At 52.6% G+C, this 13,068-nt stretch carries 14 protein-coding genes; 6 read left to right on the forward strand and 8 right to left on the reverse strand.

The genetic code is table 11. The features are described from left to right. Position 1 precedes the first annotated feature (1 nt). The 3 genes from phrB to FY046_RS07870 form a co-directional block, all read right to left on the reverse strand. The gene (gene phrB, locus FY046_RS07860) at positions 2-1,435 is read right to left on the reverse strand and encodes a deoxyribodipyrimidine photo-lyase (RefSeq protein WP_159337433.1); all 1,434 of its coding nucleotides are present in this window, start codon (positions 1,433-1,435) and stop codon (positions 2-4) included. 14 nt (positions 1,436-1,449) lie between these two features. Then, entirely contained in the window at positions 1,450-2,406 is a 957-nt protein-coding gene (locus FY046_RS07865; protein WP_133845537.1) for a YbgA family protein, read from the reverse strand. A gap of 110 nt (positions 2,407-2,516) precedes the next feature. After that, the gene (locus FY046_RS07870) at positions 2,517-2,723 is read right to left on the reverse strand and encodes a YbfA family protein (RefSeq protein ID WP_133845539.1); all 207 of its coding nucleotides are present in this window, start codon (positions 2,721-2,723) and stop codon (positions 2,517-2,519) included. A 292-nt stretch (positions 2,724-3,015) separates the two neighbouring features. Between FY046_RS07870 and kdpE the strand changes: the two genes are divergently transcribed. Then, on the forward strand, positions 3,016-3,699 hold the full coding sequence (gene kdpE / locus FY046_RS07875) for a two-component system response regulator KdpE (protein ID WP_133845540.1): 684 nt from the start codon (positions 3,016-3,018) through the stop codon (positions 3,697-3,699). A gap of 45 nt (positions 3,700-3,744) precedes the next feature. Here kdpE and pgm read toward each other — a convergent pair whose 3' ends face one another. Together pgm and seqA are read right to left on the reverse strand one after the other, a co-directional pair. Further along, positions 3,745-5,385, reverse strand: coding sequence for a phosphoglucomutase (alpha-D-glucose-1,6-bisphosphate-dependent) (gene pgm / locus FY046_RS07880; protein ID WP_133845542.1), 1,641 nt, complete (start codon positions 5,383-5,385; stop codon positions 3,745-3,747). Between the two features lie 24 nt (positions 5,386-5,409). Next, entirely contained in the window at positions 5,410-5,955 is a 546-nt protein-coding gene (gene seqA / locus FY046_RS07885) for a replication initiation negative regulator SeqA (RefSeq protein WP_133845544.1), read from the reverse strand. Positions 5,956-6,216: 261 nt separating this feature from the next. Here seqA and ybfF point away from each other — a divergent pair, with 261 nt between their 5' ends. The 4 genes from ybfF to fur all read left to right on the forward strand — a co-directional run bounded on the left by ybfF (position 6,217) and on the right by fur (position 8,888). Next, positions 6,217-6,981: an esterase gene (gene ybfF / locus FY046_RS07890; protein ID WP_421504838.1), complete on the forward strand. Its 765-nt coding sequence runs from the start codon at positions 6,217-6,219 to the stop codon at positions 6,979-6,981. A gap of 112 nt (positions 6,982-7,093) precedes the next feature. After that, positions 7,094-7,375 (forward strand): LexA regulated protein, encoded by a 282-nt coding sequence (gene ybfE / locus FY046_RS07895; protein WP_133845548.1) that lies wholly within the window; start codon positions 7,094-7,096, stop codon positions 7,373-7,375. Between the two features lie 141 nt (positions 7,376-7,516). Next, on the forward strand, positions 7,517-8,047 hold the full coding sequence (fldA, locus tag FY046_RS07900; RefSeq protein ID WP_133845550.1) for a flavodoxin FldA: 531 nt from the start codon (positions 7,517-7,519) through the stop codon (positions 8,045-8,047). A gap of 397 nt (positions 8,048-8,444) precedes the next feature. Continuing rightward, entirely contained in the window at positions 8,445-8,888 is a 444-nt protein-coding gene (gene fur, locus FY046_RS07905; protein ID WP_062748415.1) for a ferric iron uptake transcriptional regulator, read from the forward strand. Positions 8,889-8,992: 104 nt separating this feature from the next. Here fur and mtr read toward each other — a convergent pair whose 3' ends face one another. The 3 genes from mtr to FY046_RS07920 all read right to left on the reverse strand — a co-directional run bounded on the left by mtr (position 8,993) and on the right by FY046_RS07920 (position 12,092). Next, positions 8,993-10,240 (reverse strand): tryptophan permease, encoded by a 1,248-nt coding sequence (mtr, locus tag FY046_RS07910; protein WP_133845552.1) that lies wholly within the window; start codon positions 10,238-10,240, stop codon positions 8,993-8,995. Positions 10,241-10,356: 116 nt separating this feature from the next. Next, positions 10,357-10,746 carry a hypothetical protein gene (locus FY046_RS07915; RefSeq protein WP_159337435.1) on the reverse strand — a complete coding sequence of 130 codons (390 nt, stop codon included), beginning with the start codon at positions 10,744-10,746 and terminating at the stop codon, positions 10,357-10,359. Next, entirely contained in the window at positions 10,734-12,092 is a 1,359-nt protein-coding gene (locus FY046_RS07920) for an MFS transporter (protein ID WP_159337436.1), read from the reverse strand. Before FY046_RS07920 ends, FY046_RS07915 begins: the two co-directional genes overlap by 13 nt. Before the next feature lie 92 nt (positions 12,093-12,184). Here FY046_RS07920 and FY046_RS07925 point away from each other — a divergent pair, with 92 nt between their 5' ends. After that, positions 12,185-13,063: a LysR family transcriptional regulator gene (locus FY046_RS07925; protein WP_133845558.1), complete on the forward strand. Its 879-nt coding sequence runs from the start codon at positions 12,185-12,187 to the stop codon at positions 13,061-13,063. The last annotated feature ends 5 nt before the right edge of the window (positions 13,064-13,068 follow it).

Consider the following 13,068-nt stretch of genomic DNA (forward strand, 5'->3'; position numbering starts at 1 on the left):
ATCAGTCCGTCTGTTTTCGTGCTGCTTCAAAGGCATCCAGCGTTTGCTGGCGCGCCTGTTTATGTTCCACGATCGGCAGCGGATAATCGAGACTTTGCTGATTTTTCTTTGCCCACTCATGCGGCTGATGGATATATTTTTCCGGCACCGCGCGCAACTCTGGCAACCAGTGGCGGATAAACTCCCCACTTTTATCAAAGCGCTCACCCTGGGTGGTAGGGTTAAAAATGCGAAAATAGGGGGCGGCATCGGTCCCTGTGGAGGCTGCCCACTGCCATCCCCCGTTATTCGCCGCCAAATCACCATCCAGCAACTGCGACATAAAATAACGCTCACCTTCGCGCCAGTCGATCAGCAGGTCTTTCACCAGAAAGCTGGCTGTAATCATGCGCAAACGGTTATGCATCCAGCCAAGGCTGTTGAGCTGACGCATCGCTGCATCGACAATCGGATAGCCGGTTTTCCCCTGTTGCCACGCCAGCAGCCCCTGTTTATCGTCCCGCCATTTCACGCCTCGGGTCCAGCGTGTAAAAGGCTGATGCCGGCACAATGACGGCCAGGCCACCAGAAGATGACGATAAAACTCACGCCAGATTAATTCATTCAACCAGACAAACACCTGCTGATCTTCCAGCCCACGTGGGTGCTGTTTCAGTAACCGGTGCAGACACTGACGCGGAGACAGTACACCGGTCGCCAGATAGACCGACAGGCGGCTGGTGCCATCGCGGGCGGGTAAGTCACGCTGCTCGGGGTACTCCGTCACAGGCTGCTGACAAAACTCGCGCAATCGCGCAATCGCCGCCTGCTCTCCTGCCGGGAAAAGGCGGGCGTCCACCGCTTCGCGCGGGTAATCAAATGCCTTTAAGGGACGATCATCGGTTTCGATCGCCCCGCCTTTCCTGACATCAGGAGCAGGCAGACACTCAGGTAATCCCTCTTTCAATCGCTTCACAAACGCCCGGCTGAACGGCGTAAACACTTTGTACATCTCACGGTTGCCGGTCAGCACGCTGCCGGGTGGCAGCAGCAGGCTGTCGTCAAATCCCTGTACCATGACATCCTGATCAAACAGCGTCTGTTCTACCATTGCATCACGCTGACGCTCGTTCACTTCATACTGATAGTTATAGAACAAACGGTCGACACGTTGATCCCGACAAAAGTCCTGTAACAAAGCCACCGAGGCAGTGAAATCATCACACTCAGCGATATGAAGAGGAATGCCTTTTTTGGCCAGTGAGCGCTGGACGTCAAGCAAGCTCTGCCAGATAAACTCCGCCTGTTTCGGCGCCATATGGTGCTGCGCCCATTGCCCGGGAGTGGCGATAAACAACGCTATCACCCGGGCATTTGCTGAACGGCAGGCGGCATGGAGTGCGTAGTTATCGTTGATACGCAGGTCATTGCGCAGCCAGACCAGATGAGTTGTCATAGTGCTCCCTGAGATTAATGCCCGTAGCGCAGACGCAGAGCTTCCGGATAAGGCGCAAAATAACGCTGTCCGGCCAGCCACGGATGCGGGAATTCCGCCATATAGTGTTTCAGTAAGGTAATGGGTGCCAGCAACGGCTGGATCCCCTGACGGTAATGGTCAATCAGCCCGGCCAGCTCCTGACGCTGAGACGATGTCAGATCACGACGGAAATAGCCCTGAACATGCATCAGTACGTTGGTGTGATTGCTGCGGGAGGCCACCTGCTTCATCAGGTCCATCAGCCGCTGCCGATACTCTACTGCAAAATCCTCCAGCGATTCCCATTGATCCATTTTCGCGACAAAGGGCCCGATTTCACGGTAGTCGGGCTGAGAGTGTGCCAGTAGCAGCAGCTTGTAACGCGTATGAAATGCCATCAGTTTGGCGCGGGTCAGCCCGCTTTGCCAAAGCTGGTTAAATTCATGCAGGGCATAGACTCGCGCAACGAAATTTTCGCGCAACAGCGGATCGTGCAGGCGGCCATCCTCTTCTACGGGCAGCCAGGGCATCTGTTCCATCAGTTCCCGGGTAAAGACCCCGGTTCCGGCTTTGCGGTTATTGTTATTATCTGGCTGGTAAATACGTACCCGCTCCATGCCACAGCTAGGGGATTTTGCGCAGACAATGTAGCCACAGAGATGATGTAGATGGCTGATTTTCTCCTGCGAGAAAGATGCCATTTTTTCTGTAACAGGGGCATCCTGTCCGTTGCTGAAACAGAGTGACACCTCCCCTTCCCCGGCTTCAGTGAGGCGCAGTGCGGGCCTGGGAGTAGGTAAACCGATAGCCATTTCCGGGCACACGGGCTCGAAGTGTAAAAAGGGCGCCAGATGTTCAGCTGCGAATTCATTGCGTTTGTGGCCGCCATCAAAACGCACCTTCTGACCTAACAAACAGGCACTAATACCCACTGGAATTTTATCGCCCATAATTATACAACCTCAGATATCTTGTACAGATTTGAGTGTAGCGCAAAACACGGTGTAACAGGCAAAAAAAATCCCGCCAGACGGCGGGATTTTTATGAATGCGAGGTCAGTTAATAGAAATCACACCCGGCAGCTTCTGCCTGTGCCAGCCAGACGGGCTGATCGCTGGTTTTCACCCAGACGCGATGCAGGTAACTGTAAAAGCGGGCACGATCGGCGCGAAACAGCATAAATGGCAGCGCAGCGATGCCGATAACCAGCACCGCAGTGCGACGCATGAAAATCCGAGCAGATGAATAGTTATGATAAAGACTCATACGTCCTCCTGAGATGATTAAAAGGGTTGTGTGTAATCTGAACAAAATATACGCCTTCAGATGTAATTTTACTACTGATCCGACCACTTTTGTCGAAATAAAAACCACCAACCGCCTAAAAAATGAAAGAAGGTTACATATTCGTTAAATATTAACCTTAGAATGTGAAAAATATATCCTTTCTTTAACATCAGGGGTGAGCGCAACAATCACAGACGCCCTTCGTTCTTTTTGCTAAATTAGCCCTGTTATCATTTTTCCCGTCGTCACGCCGCTTAGCTACTGAGGTTCTGTGTCCACAATTCTGATTGTTGAAGATGAAAAAGAGATCCGCCGTTTCCTGCGCATGGCGCTGGAAGGGGAAGGTTTTCGCGTGGTTGATGCCGAAACCCTGAGCCGGGGTTTAATCGAAGCCGCCACGCGCAAACCGGAACTGGTGATACTTGACCTCGGTCTGCCAGATGGTGATGGGACAGAATTTATTCGTGATATGCGCCAGTGGAGCAATATCCCGGTGATTGTGCTCTCGGCACGCAGTGATGAGCAGGATAAAATCACCGCGCTGGATGCTGGCGCTGACGACTTCCTGACGAAACCCTTTGGTGTCGGTGAGCTGATGGCAAGAGTGCGTGTCGCCTTACGTCATCGCCCACAGCAGGGTAACGACAGCGTGGATGCGCCAATTAATATTGGTAGCGTCACGGTGGATATTGCCGCCCGCCGGGTGATGCGCGACGGTGCGGACCTGCACCTGACGCCGATTGAATTTCGTCTGCTGGTCAGCCTGATTAACCACCCGGGTAAGGTGATGACTCAGCGACAGCTGCTGACTCAAGTCTGGGGGCCGAATGCGGTTGAGCACAGCCACTATCTGCGTATTTATATGGGGCATCTGCGTCACAAAATTGAACGCGACCCCGCCAGACCCCAACATCTGCTGACCGAAACCGGTGTGGGCTATCGCTTTATGCCATAAAAAAAGGGCTCACTGCGTGAGCCCTTCTCTTCACTGCCTGATATCTCAGGCGTTTTTCAGTACCGCACTCACAATCTCTACCGCTTCTTTCTCAATCTTCTCGCGGTGTTCAGCACCCAGGAAGCTTTCGCAATAGATTTTATAAGCATCTTCCGTACCGGATGGACGCGCAGCGAACCAGCCGTTTTTGGTCATCACTTTCAAGCCGCCGATAGAGGCACCGTTACCCGGTGCTGCCGTCAGACGTGCCGTGATAGGATCACCCGCCAGCGTGTCAGCACTGACCATTTCCGGGGACAGTTTTGACAACGCAGCTTTCTGCGCGGAAGTGGCCGGAGCCTGGATACGGTTGTAGCTTGGTGCGCCAAAGCGCTGTGCCAGTTCGTCGTAGTGCTGCTGCGGGTTCTTACCCGTTACCGCAGTAATCTCTGCAGCCAACAGACACATGATGATGCCGTCTTTATCGGTTGACCAAGGCGTGCCGTCGAAGCGCAGGAACGAAGCACCCGCACTCTCTTCGCCACCAAAACCGAAACTGCCATCGAACAGACCATCAACAAACCATTTGAAGCCAACCGGCACTTCTACCAGCTTGCGGCCCAGATCGTCGACTACGCGGTCAATCATCGCGCTGGACACCAGCGTTTTACCCACCGCGACATCTTTGCCCCACTGTGGACGATGCTGGAACAGATACTGAATCGCTACTGCCAGATAGTGGTTTGGATTCATCAGTCCCGCAGGCGTGACGATACCGTGACGGTCATAATCAGGATCGTTGGCAAAGGCCAGGTCGAACTTGTCACGCAACGCCAGCAAACCCGCCATCGCCGACTCAGACGAGCAGTCCATGCGGATCACACCATCGTGGTCAAGGTGCATAAAGCGGAAAGTCTGATCGACAGCATCGTTAACGATGGTCAAATCAAGATTGTAGAACTCCGCAATACGCTGCCAGTAGGCAATCCCTGAACCGCCCAGCGGATCAACGCCAATCTTCAGACCGGCTTTCTGGATCGCCGGAATATCAACGATCTGAGCCAGACCTTCAATATAAGGCTGGATCAGATCTTTTTCCGTCAAGTGACCGCTGGCCCAGGCCTGATCCAGCGTTATGCGTTTCACTTCTTTCAGGCTGTCTTTGATCAGAGCGTTAGCGCGATCTTCCACCACTTTCGTGACGTTCGTATCGGCCGGGCCACCGTTTGGTGGATTGTATTTAATACCGCCATCTTCAGGTGGATTGTGTGAAGGCGTGATGACGATACCATCAGCCTGAGCACCACCGGTTTTGTTGTGTTCAAGGATCGCATTGGAGATCGCAGGGGTCGGCGTATAGCCGTTATCCTGCTGAACGATCACATCAACACCGTTAGCGGTAAGCACTTCCAATACCGAGATGATGGCCGGTTCAGACAACGCGTGCGTATCTTTACCCACAAAACAAGGACCGGTTACACCGTTCTTTTTGCGTTCTTCCGCAATCGCCTGCGCGATGGCCAGAATGTGCGTCTCGTTGAAGCTATGACGGCCCGCGCTACCGCGATGGCCGGAAGTGCCAAATTTCACCGCATGCTCTGCGTTACCCAGTTCAGGCTGCAGGACATAATATTGAGATGTTAATTGTGCAACGTTAATCAAATCGCTCTGCTGGGCGGGTTGCCCGGCACGGGGGTGATTGGCCATTGGCGCTTCTCCCTGACGCTTCAGTTAGAGGGTACCGCAAACTTTCTCTGTCAGCTCCACCGGGAACTGCATCGACAACATAATGTGTTCCACCATGCTGCGCTTACGGTCAGTATTTGTGTTGGTGATCACCCAATACGGTGTGCCCGGAACGTGCTGCGGCTTGGTATGGGTGCCATTCTCTACCAACGTTTGCTGGTTGCCCGCGAAGTAAACACGCGTACGACCTTGCAGAGACTCAGTCGCTGCGCCAAACGTTTTGGCATCCAGACTGTATAAAGTCGATAGAATCAGCATAAAGCGATTCACTGCACGCTTCTGCTCCGCGTACTCATCCGAAAGCAACAGCTCACGTACCGCACGAACACGATCCTGCGGTCGGGATTCAGATTTAATACCTGCAGCGGCAGGTTCTTTGGCTGCCGCTGCAGCATTCGCCGCCACAGGAGCAGTTTGACCCGCAGTGAACTTCAGCATACGGCGCAAAATATCGGATGCGCTTTCACCAATATGCTGAGTGTGGCTGGCAATATAACGGTATAGCTCTTCGTCGACTTCTATCGTTTTCATCTTTATCCAGTACGGTTGTTGCTAGTATCAGAACCGGTTGTTCGGGGACAACAATCCACGCAACCATCATGACGTTGAGCCGATCCAGTTCTAACATCAGGATTATAAAGTTAAATCCCGCCAGGGTGTAGCGCCAGACCCGTTTCAGGGCAAAAGTCGGAATATGCCGCAAAAAGATCATACCCGCCATTCGCGCCAGCGGCAGAAATTGTGGGATCCATGATACCCTAAGCCTTGGTGCCAACTGTAAGAACTTTCTCTATGAATTTGAATTTTCGCCTGCAATCTGAACAATCCGCCACTGACGGGCTTCCACTGGTATTGATCCACGGTTTATTTGGTAGCCTGGATAACCTCGGCGTACTGGCCCGGGGATTAAAAGACGATCGCCGTTTGATTCAACTCGATGTCCGCAACCACGGTTTGTCTCCGCGTGCGCAACAGATGGATTATGCGTTAATGGCTCAGGATGTCCTGGACACGCTTGACGCGATGCAGGTCGATCGTTTCAGCGTGATCGGTCACTCGATGGGGGGGAAGATCGCCATGGCGATTACCGCACTGGCGCCCGATCGTGTTGAGGAGATCGTAGTGATTGATATCGCTCCTGTGGCCTACACCACGCGTCATCATGACGATATTTTTGCCGCACTGAATGCGGTGACTGAGGCCGGTATCACCACGCGCAGCGAAGCTACTGCCCTGATGCGTCAAAGTATCAGTGAAGAAGGCGTTATCCAGTTTTTACTCAAGTCGTTCCACGAGGGTGTTTGGCGTTTCAACGTTCCGGCGCTGCTGGCATGTTATGAAAACATCATTGGCTGGGAGCCATTGGCCCCCTGGTCACATCCTGTGCTGTTCATTCGTGGGGAGCGTTCTCCCTATTTGGCCGATGCATATCGCGATGCACTGTTAACCCAGTTCCCGCAGGCGCGTGCCCATGTCATCACCGGCGCAGGGCATTGGGTACATGCTGAGAAACCCGATGCGGTATTACGTGCAATCCGACGTTTTTTAGCGCTGTGAAAACCATTTTCGCTGGGGTATGATGGCGCGCTAAAATTTTGCCGCTGCTGATTATCAGACGGCATAACGGCCCTATTCATCAGCAATCCAGCCTTTCAGTATTACGATTCCTATGGCAAAAGAGAACACGGACCGCACAACGATCGATCTGTTTGCAGATGAACGACGTCCGGGACGACCCAAGACTAATCCGCTGACGCGTGATGAGCAGTTGCGTATCAACAAACGCAATCAGCTCAAGCGCGATAAAGTGCGCGGCCTGAAGCGTGTCGAACTGAAAATGAACAGCGACGCGGTTGATGTCCTGAATCAGCTAGCTTTCGAGCGCAATATCAGCCGCAGTGAACTGATCGAAGAAATGCTGCTGGAACAGTTGCAACGTCATCCGTCCTGATGGTATCAGGGCCTTAGCACTCAGCGACAAAACCGGCAGCATTACTCATTTATCCGCTCACGACGGTCTGTTATCATTAGCGATATCTGCGAAAAAATCAGCAGTCACCATATCATTAAGATTCAAGAGGTTATTAAACTCATGGCACTCGTCGGCATTTTCTTTGGTAGCGATACAGGCAATACCGAAAACATTGCAAAAATGATCCAGAAGCAACTGGGGAAAGATGTTGCAGAAGTTCGTGATATTGCTAAAAGCAGCAAAGAAGACCTTGAAGCCTTTGATATTCTGCTGCTTGGCATCCCAACCTGGTACTACGGTGAAGCCCAGTGCGACTGGGATGACTTCTTCCCAACGCTGGAAGAAATCGACTTCAACGGTAAACTGGTTGCGCTGTTTGGTTGCGGCGATCAGGAAGACTATTCCGAGTATTTCTGCGATGCAATGGGCACCATCCGCGACATCATTGAGCCGAACGGCGCAGTGATTGTCGGCCACTGGCCGAGCGAAGGCTACCATTTCGAGGCCTCGAAAGGCATGGCAGATGATAACCATTTCCTTGGCCTGGCCATTGATGAAGATCGCCAGCCAGAGCTCACCAACGAACGCGTTGAAAAGTGGGTAAAACAAATTTTTGATGAACTTCAGCTAAAAGATATCATCGAAGCATAACCATAGCCGCTTGATGTGGGAGCTATCTCACATCAAGTAAGTGGTTTTTCCTATAGAAGTAATAGATACATGTTTGTAACTTTCATCTGCAAAACTGTACAATAACCCCATCGGTTACCCGCTTACTCAGCACCTGCCCCACTCTTTGAGGATGTGAGTCGCCCAAAGAGCGGTGAAGATGATGCAGATTGAAATGTTAACCCAGCCTAATTCGGGCGCGTGCTACCCTGGATGTAATGACACTTATCCTTACATCCATTGCGGTTTCAGGCACCCCTTATGGTTTTCATTTCGGAGTATCAGTTCTATACTGAGACGCACTCATCTTTTAGCGTCGACCGATGTTCAGGGCTTTTCAGCCACTAAGTGACTAGCAAAGTAACAGGACAATATCCGCATGACTGACAATAACACCGCATTAAAGAAGGCCGGCCTGAAAGTCACGCTTCCCCGACTGAAAATTCTGGAAGTGCTTCAGGAACCAGAGGGCCATCATGTCAGTGCGGAAGACTTGTACAAACGCCTGATTGATATGGGCGAAGAAATTGGTCTGGCCACCGTTTACCGCGTGCTGAACCAATTTGATGATGCGGGGATCGTTACCCGCCATAACTTTGAAGGCGGTAAATCCGTTTTCGAACTGACTCAGCAGCACCATCACGATCACCTGATCTGCCTGGACTGCGGTAAAGTTATTGAGTTCAGAGACGAATACATTGAGGAACGTCAGCGTGAAATCGCCACGCGTCACGGTATCAAACTGAGCAACCATAGCCTGTATCTTTATGGCCATTGTTCTCTGGGTGACTGTCGTGAAGACGAGACTCTGCACGACAAATAATCTGCACTGTTCAGTGTAAAAACCGGTGGCTTGCCACCGGTTTTTTTATGCCTGCGTTATAGCGATTCCTCCCGGCTAAAACGCTGCCAATCTGTCTCAAAAGGTTATCGCGTATAGAGCGGCAGCCAGCCACCATATGAAAGCAACGAGACCACGGCATTCAGTGCACCAAACAGCAGAACCAGCACAATCGGTGCCATCCCCCCTCTGACTCGCCACGTGGCAGTGGCAAAACGTCGACGTGACTGCCAGGCTAGTAGCGCTGGCGTGACAACAGCCCACAACGTCGCGGCCAGCCCGGCATAACCGATTGCCAGCAGAAAACCGTTGGGCCAGATCATCGCGGCCGTTAGCGGCAGAATAAACGTCAGCAGCGTGGTTTTTAATCTTCCGGACGCGGAGTTATCCAGTTTAAAGAGATCGGCAAGGTAATCAAAAAAGCCAAGACTGACACCGAGGAATGAACAGGCAACGGCGAAGTTAGAGAAGATATCCAGTAACAGATTCAGAGAGCGATTGTGCAGTACGCCGGATAACGCCCCCACCAGTACGTCAATATTACCGCCTTGCGCGGCAATCGCTTTAAATTCGCTGCGGGGAATATTGCCCATCGTGCCGATGATCCAGATAAAGTAAATCATCAGAGCCAGCAGCGTGCCGTAAATCAGGCAACGGCTCACGCGGCCTGCATTCTTATGGTAGTAAGTCGTCAACCCGGCAATGTTGCCATGGTAGCCGAAGGAGGCCAGACAAAACGGCACCACTATCCAGAGATATCGCAGATAATCGCGATCGGCTCCCTGGCTGTCGAGCAGAATAGCCGGCTGAACATGCCACAGCAGGCCGCCAAAAATCATCAAAAAGGTGAGGATCTTCGCGCCGAGAAAAATCAGCGTCATCCGGCTGACAACCGCTGTTCCCAGCCAGATAAACAGCGCCACCAGTAGCGTAAAGAGCAGCCCAGCCATACGTGCCGATATTCCGACATTTAATTGATTAAGGCTGTGCTGAATAATCGCGCCACTGGCAGAAATGTACGCATAGGTGAGGATCCCCAGCACAAAGACCACGGACAAACCGTTGATCAGGTTCCAGCCACGCCCAAGTAAATCGCGTGTGACCGTATCAAAACTCGCCCCGATGGGATAATGCAGGCTGGCTTCCAGATACAGTAATCCGGACAGCAGCATACAGAACCAGGTCACGATCAGCAGCGCGGAGGACCAGGCAAACCAGGCACCGGACATCACTACCGGCAGCGAGAACATCCCGGCACCAATAATGGTGCCACTGATAATCAACGCCCCCCAGAGTGTTGACGGCAGACGAACAGCAGAAGCAGGTGTAGCCATGAAATCCCTTAGCGAATGCAATAAATAACATGCCATAAACCGGGATAATCCACTGGCTAAACGGCAAGAATGCCGCATAGTCTACACAGAATCACACTCACGAACTAGTACAGTAATTAACTGACCACCATTGTTTCCTGCAAATAGCGCCAGCGAGGTGGCGTACAACCACAATCAATCACCGCCAGTGAAATACGGTGGGTATGATTATCACCCTGCTGTTGTAGCTCGTGATACTGGATCGCTACTTCCTGGCCAAACTGAGAGATCACTTTGCAGTGTTCAATCGTGATAGCAACACCCTGCCGTTCGCCGACCAGACGAGTGAACAGCGCAGTCACCTCCTCCATCGACAGACTTTTTCCGCTGGGCGCGACCATGATAAAATCGGGTTCAAAATGTCGCAACAGCTCAGGGACAAAGCTCCCATCTCCGTGAAACACTTTCTCAATAAGCTGATGCAGTACAATGATACTTTCACAGGCTTTTTCGGTTAACGCTGACATACAACATCCTTATGACGGGCGTGGCGATAAATCATCCACAAGGGGAACAGGCCGGTAACTGCGGCAACAACAAAGACCTGATGATAAGACTGAGCAGCAGAATAGTGGCGGCTCATCAACGTAAACAGCAGTGTAAACAATGCGGCGCCGAGGCTGAATGAAAGCTGACGATTAATATTCCATATCACACTGGCCCGCGTCATCTGCTCATCGTGAAAATCAGTCAGAGCACTGGTTTGTGCCGTATTGGCACTGATTCCACCGCCAATCCCCATCAGCAGATAAGCCGCATTCAATAGCATCACCTGTTCGGGACTCTGTACCAGCGCCAGCAGCACGATGCCGCCTGCATGTAAGACCAACCCACAGCTGAACAGGGTCAGTGCGCCCAGACAATGGTAAAGACGACCACATACCAGCATCGCCACCAGTGCCCCACCACCGTACAGCAGCATAAATGCTCCACAACGTTCGGCAGAAAAATGCAGGCACTGTTGCAGATAAAAAATGTTGAGCAGGTTCACACCGGTGAAGATGCCCGGCACGGCGTAGTAAATGACCACCGCCAGCTTTAGCCGGGGATTACGCAACAGCTTCAAATCAATCACCGCCTGGGGTTGACGATGGTAATGGCGCAAATAGCCGATAGCCAGGCCCAACGCGGCCAGCAGCCATAACGATGCAGAAATAAGAGACCCCGCCTCCGCAAGCTGCGACAACCCAAGCAGAACGGCAGCCAGTGCCAGGCACACCAGCAGAATGCCACGGATATCAGGCCGGACTGCCACCCGCGTTTCACGCTGCACCCACAGCGCGGCCAGCGCAGCGGCCATCAGGCTGAACGGAATATTGCACCAGAAAATCCAGCGCCATGAGAGGCTGTCGACAATCATGCCGCCCAGCAGCGGCGACAGTGCTGGCGCAATCAATGCCACGCTCATAATCAGGGTCGATATGGTTGCCCGTTCCTTGCCCTTAAACAGATTAAATGTCAGAGCCTGCCCCACCGGGATGAGCAACCCTCCCGCCATACCCTGTACAAAACGCCACATTACCAACGTGATAAACGTATCTGCCAGACCGCAGCCCAGTGCCGCCAGGCTGAACAGCAACATCGAGGCCACCAGCACCCGGCGAGCACCATAACGCCCGGCAAGCCAGCTGCTTATTGGGATAATCACCGTCAAGCCGAGTATATAGCTGTTGGCCACCCAGCCGAGCGAACCGCTGGCTATACGCAGTTCTCCCGCCATCTCCGGCAGCGCAATCGCCGACATAAAAATATTAATACAATCAATAAAGAAGCCGAGCAGGAAAATTACTGCTATGCGGTAGCGATAGCTCATAGTCATACCTCCGGGCGCAGCATAGCGGCGATTGACCACGGAGATCGACTGGCATACAGTGAAAAGATTGTTCGATATAAGTAAACAATCCCATGCATGCTCAACTGGATAAAATTCACACTTTTTTTGCGGTCGTGGAAAGCGGCAGTTTTACCCGCGCCGCCGATAATCTCGGCTTAAGTAAGGCGATGGTCAGCCTGCATATTAAGACACTGGAACAGGTACTCGGCGTCGCCCTGCTGACGCGCAATACCCGTAACCTGGCGCTGACAGAGAGCGGAAGCCAGCTCTACCAGGATTTTAAGGGGATCTTCTGCGATATCGACCTTGCCGTAAGTCGCATCACCGATGACAGCCAGCCGCTATCGGGGGAACTGCGTATCACCTCCACCTGGGAGTATGGCCAGCAGTTCCTGATGCCACCCGTAGCCCGTTTTTGCCAGCGTCACCCCGGGCTCACCCTGAGCTATAACGTCGGTGCCTCGCTTGATGACCTGGTGAGCAACAAACTGGATGTGGCTATCCGCCTCGGCACACTGCGCGACTCCTCGCTAAAGAGTCGCAAATTGGGGGAATACCGTATTGTGCTGGTGGCGTCGCCGCTGCTGATGGCGCGCTATTCGCTGCAACAGCTCAGTGAGGTGGGCACCCTGCCATGGATACACAACAGTAATCTCTCCCATCCCGGCCGCTGGCATTTCCAGCGCGGGCAGGATCGTTGTGAAGTGAAAAGCGAAGCACGTTACAGCGCCAATTCTGCGCAGATTATGCGCCAGATGGCACTGGCCGGAATGGGCGTGGCGGTGCTGCCTGAATGGCTGGTGACAGACGATCTGGCCAGCGGAGAATTACAGCTTCTGTTCAATGACTGGCAGCTACCGGTACAGCCCGTCAGCGCTGTCTTTGCCACCCGCACCGCTCTGCCGCGTAAAACGCGGATGTTTATTGATTATCTGTGTGCCGAATTATAAGTAGC

The organism is Erwinia sp. 1181_3 (genome assembly GCF_052824965.1).

Coding starts and splice junctions, on each gene's coding strand:
- phrB (WP_159337433.1), bottom strand. CDS start 1,435: ATGACAACTCATCTGGTCTGGCTGCGCAATGACCTGCGTATCAACGAT.
- FY046_RS07865 (WP_133845537.1), bottom strand. CDS start 2,406: ATGGGCGATAAAATTCCAGTGGGTATTAGTGCCTGTTTGTTAGGTCAG.
- FY046_RS07870 (WP_133845539.1), bottom strand. CDS start 2,723: ATGAGTCTTTATCATAACTATTCATCTGCTCGGATTTTCATGCGTCGC.
- pgm (WP_133845542.1), bottom strand. CDS start 5,385: ATGGCCAATCACCCCCGTGCCGGGCAACCCGCCCAGCAGAGCGATTTG.
- seqA (WP_133845544.1), bottom strand. CDS start 5,955: ATGAAAACGATAGAAGTCGACGAAGAGCTATACCGTTATATTGCCAGC.
- ybfF (WP_421504838.1), top strand. CDS start 6,217: ATGAATTTGAATTTTCGCCTGCAATCTGAACAATCCGCCACTGACGGG.
- ybfE (WP_133845548.1), top strand. CDS start 7,094: ATGGCAAAAGAGAACACGGACCGCACAACGATCGATCTGTTTGCAGAT.
- fldA (WP_133845550.1), top strand. CDS start 7,517: ATGGCACTCGTCGGCATTTTCTTTGGTAGCGATACAGGCAATACCGAA.
- fur (WP_062748415.1), top strand. CDS start 8,445: ATGACTGACAATAACACCGCATTAAAGAAGGCCGGCCTGAAAGTCACG.
- mtr (WP_133845552.1), bottom strand. CDS start 10,240: ATGGCTACACCTGCTTCTGCTGTTCGTCTGCCGTCAACACTCTGGGGG.
- FY046_RS07915 (WP_159337435.1), bottom strand. CDS start 10,746: ATGTCAGCGTTAACCGAAAAAGCCTGTGAAAGTATCATTGTACTGCAT.
- FY046_RS07920 (WP_159337436.1), bottom strand. CDS start 12,092: ATGAGCTATCGCTACCGCATAGCAGTAATTTTCCTGCTCGGCTTCTTT.
- FY046_RS07925 (WP_133845558.1), top strand. CDS start 12,185: ATGCATGCTCAACTGGATAAAATTCACACTTTTTTTGCGGTCGTGGAA.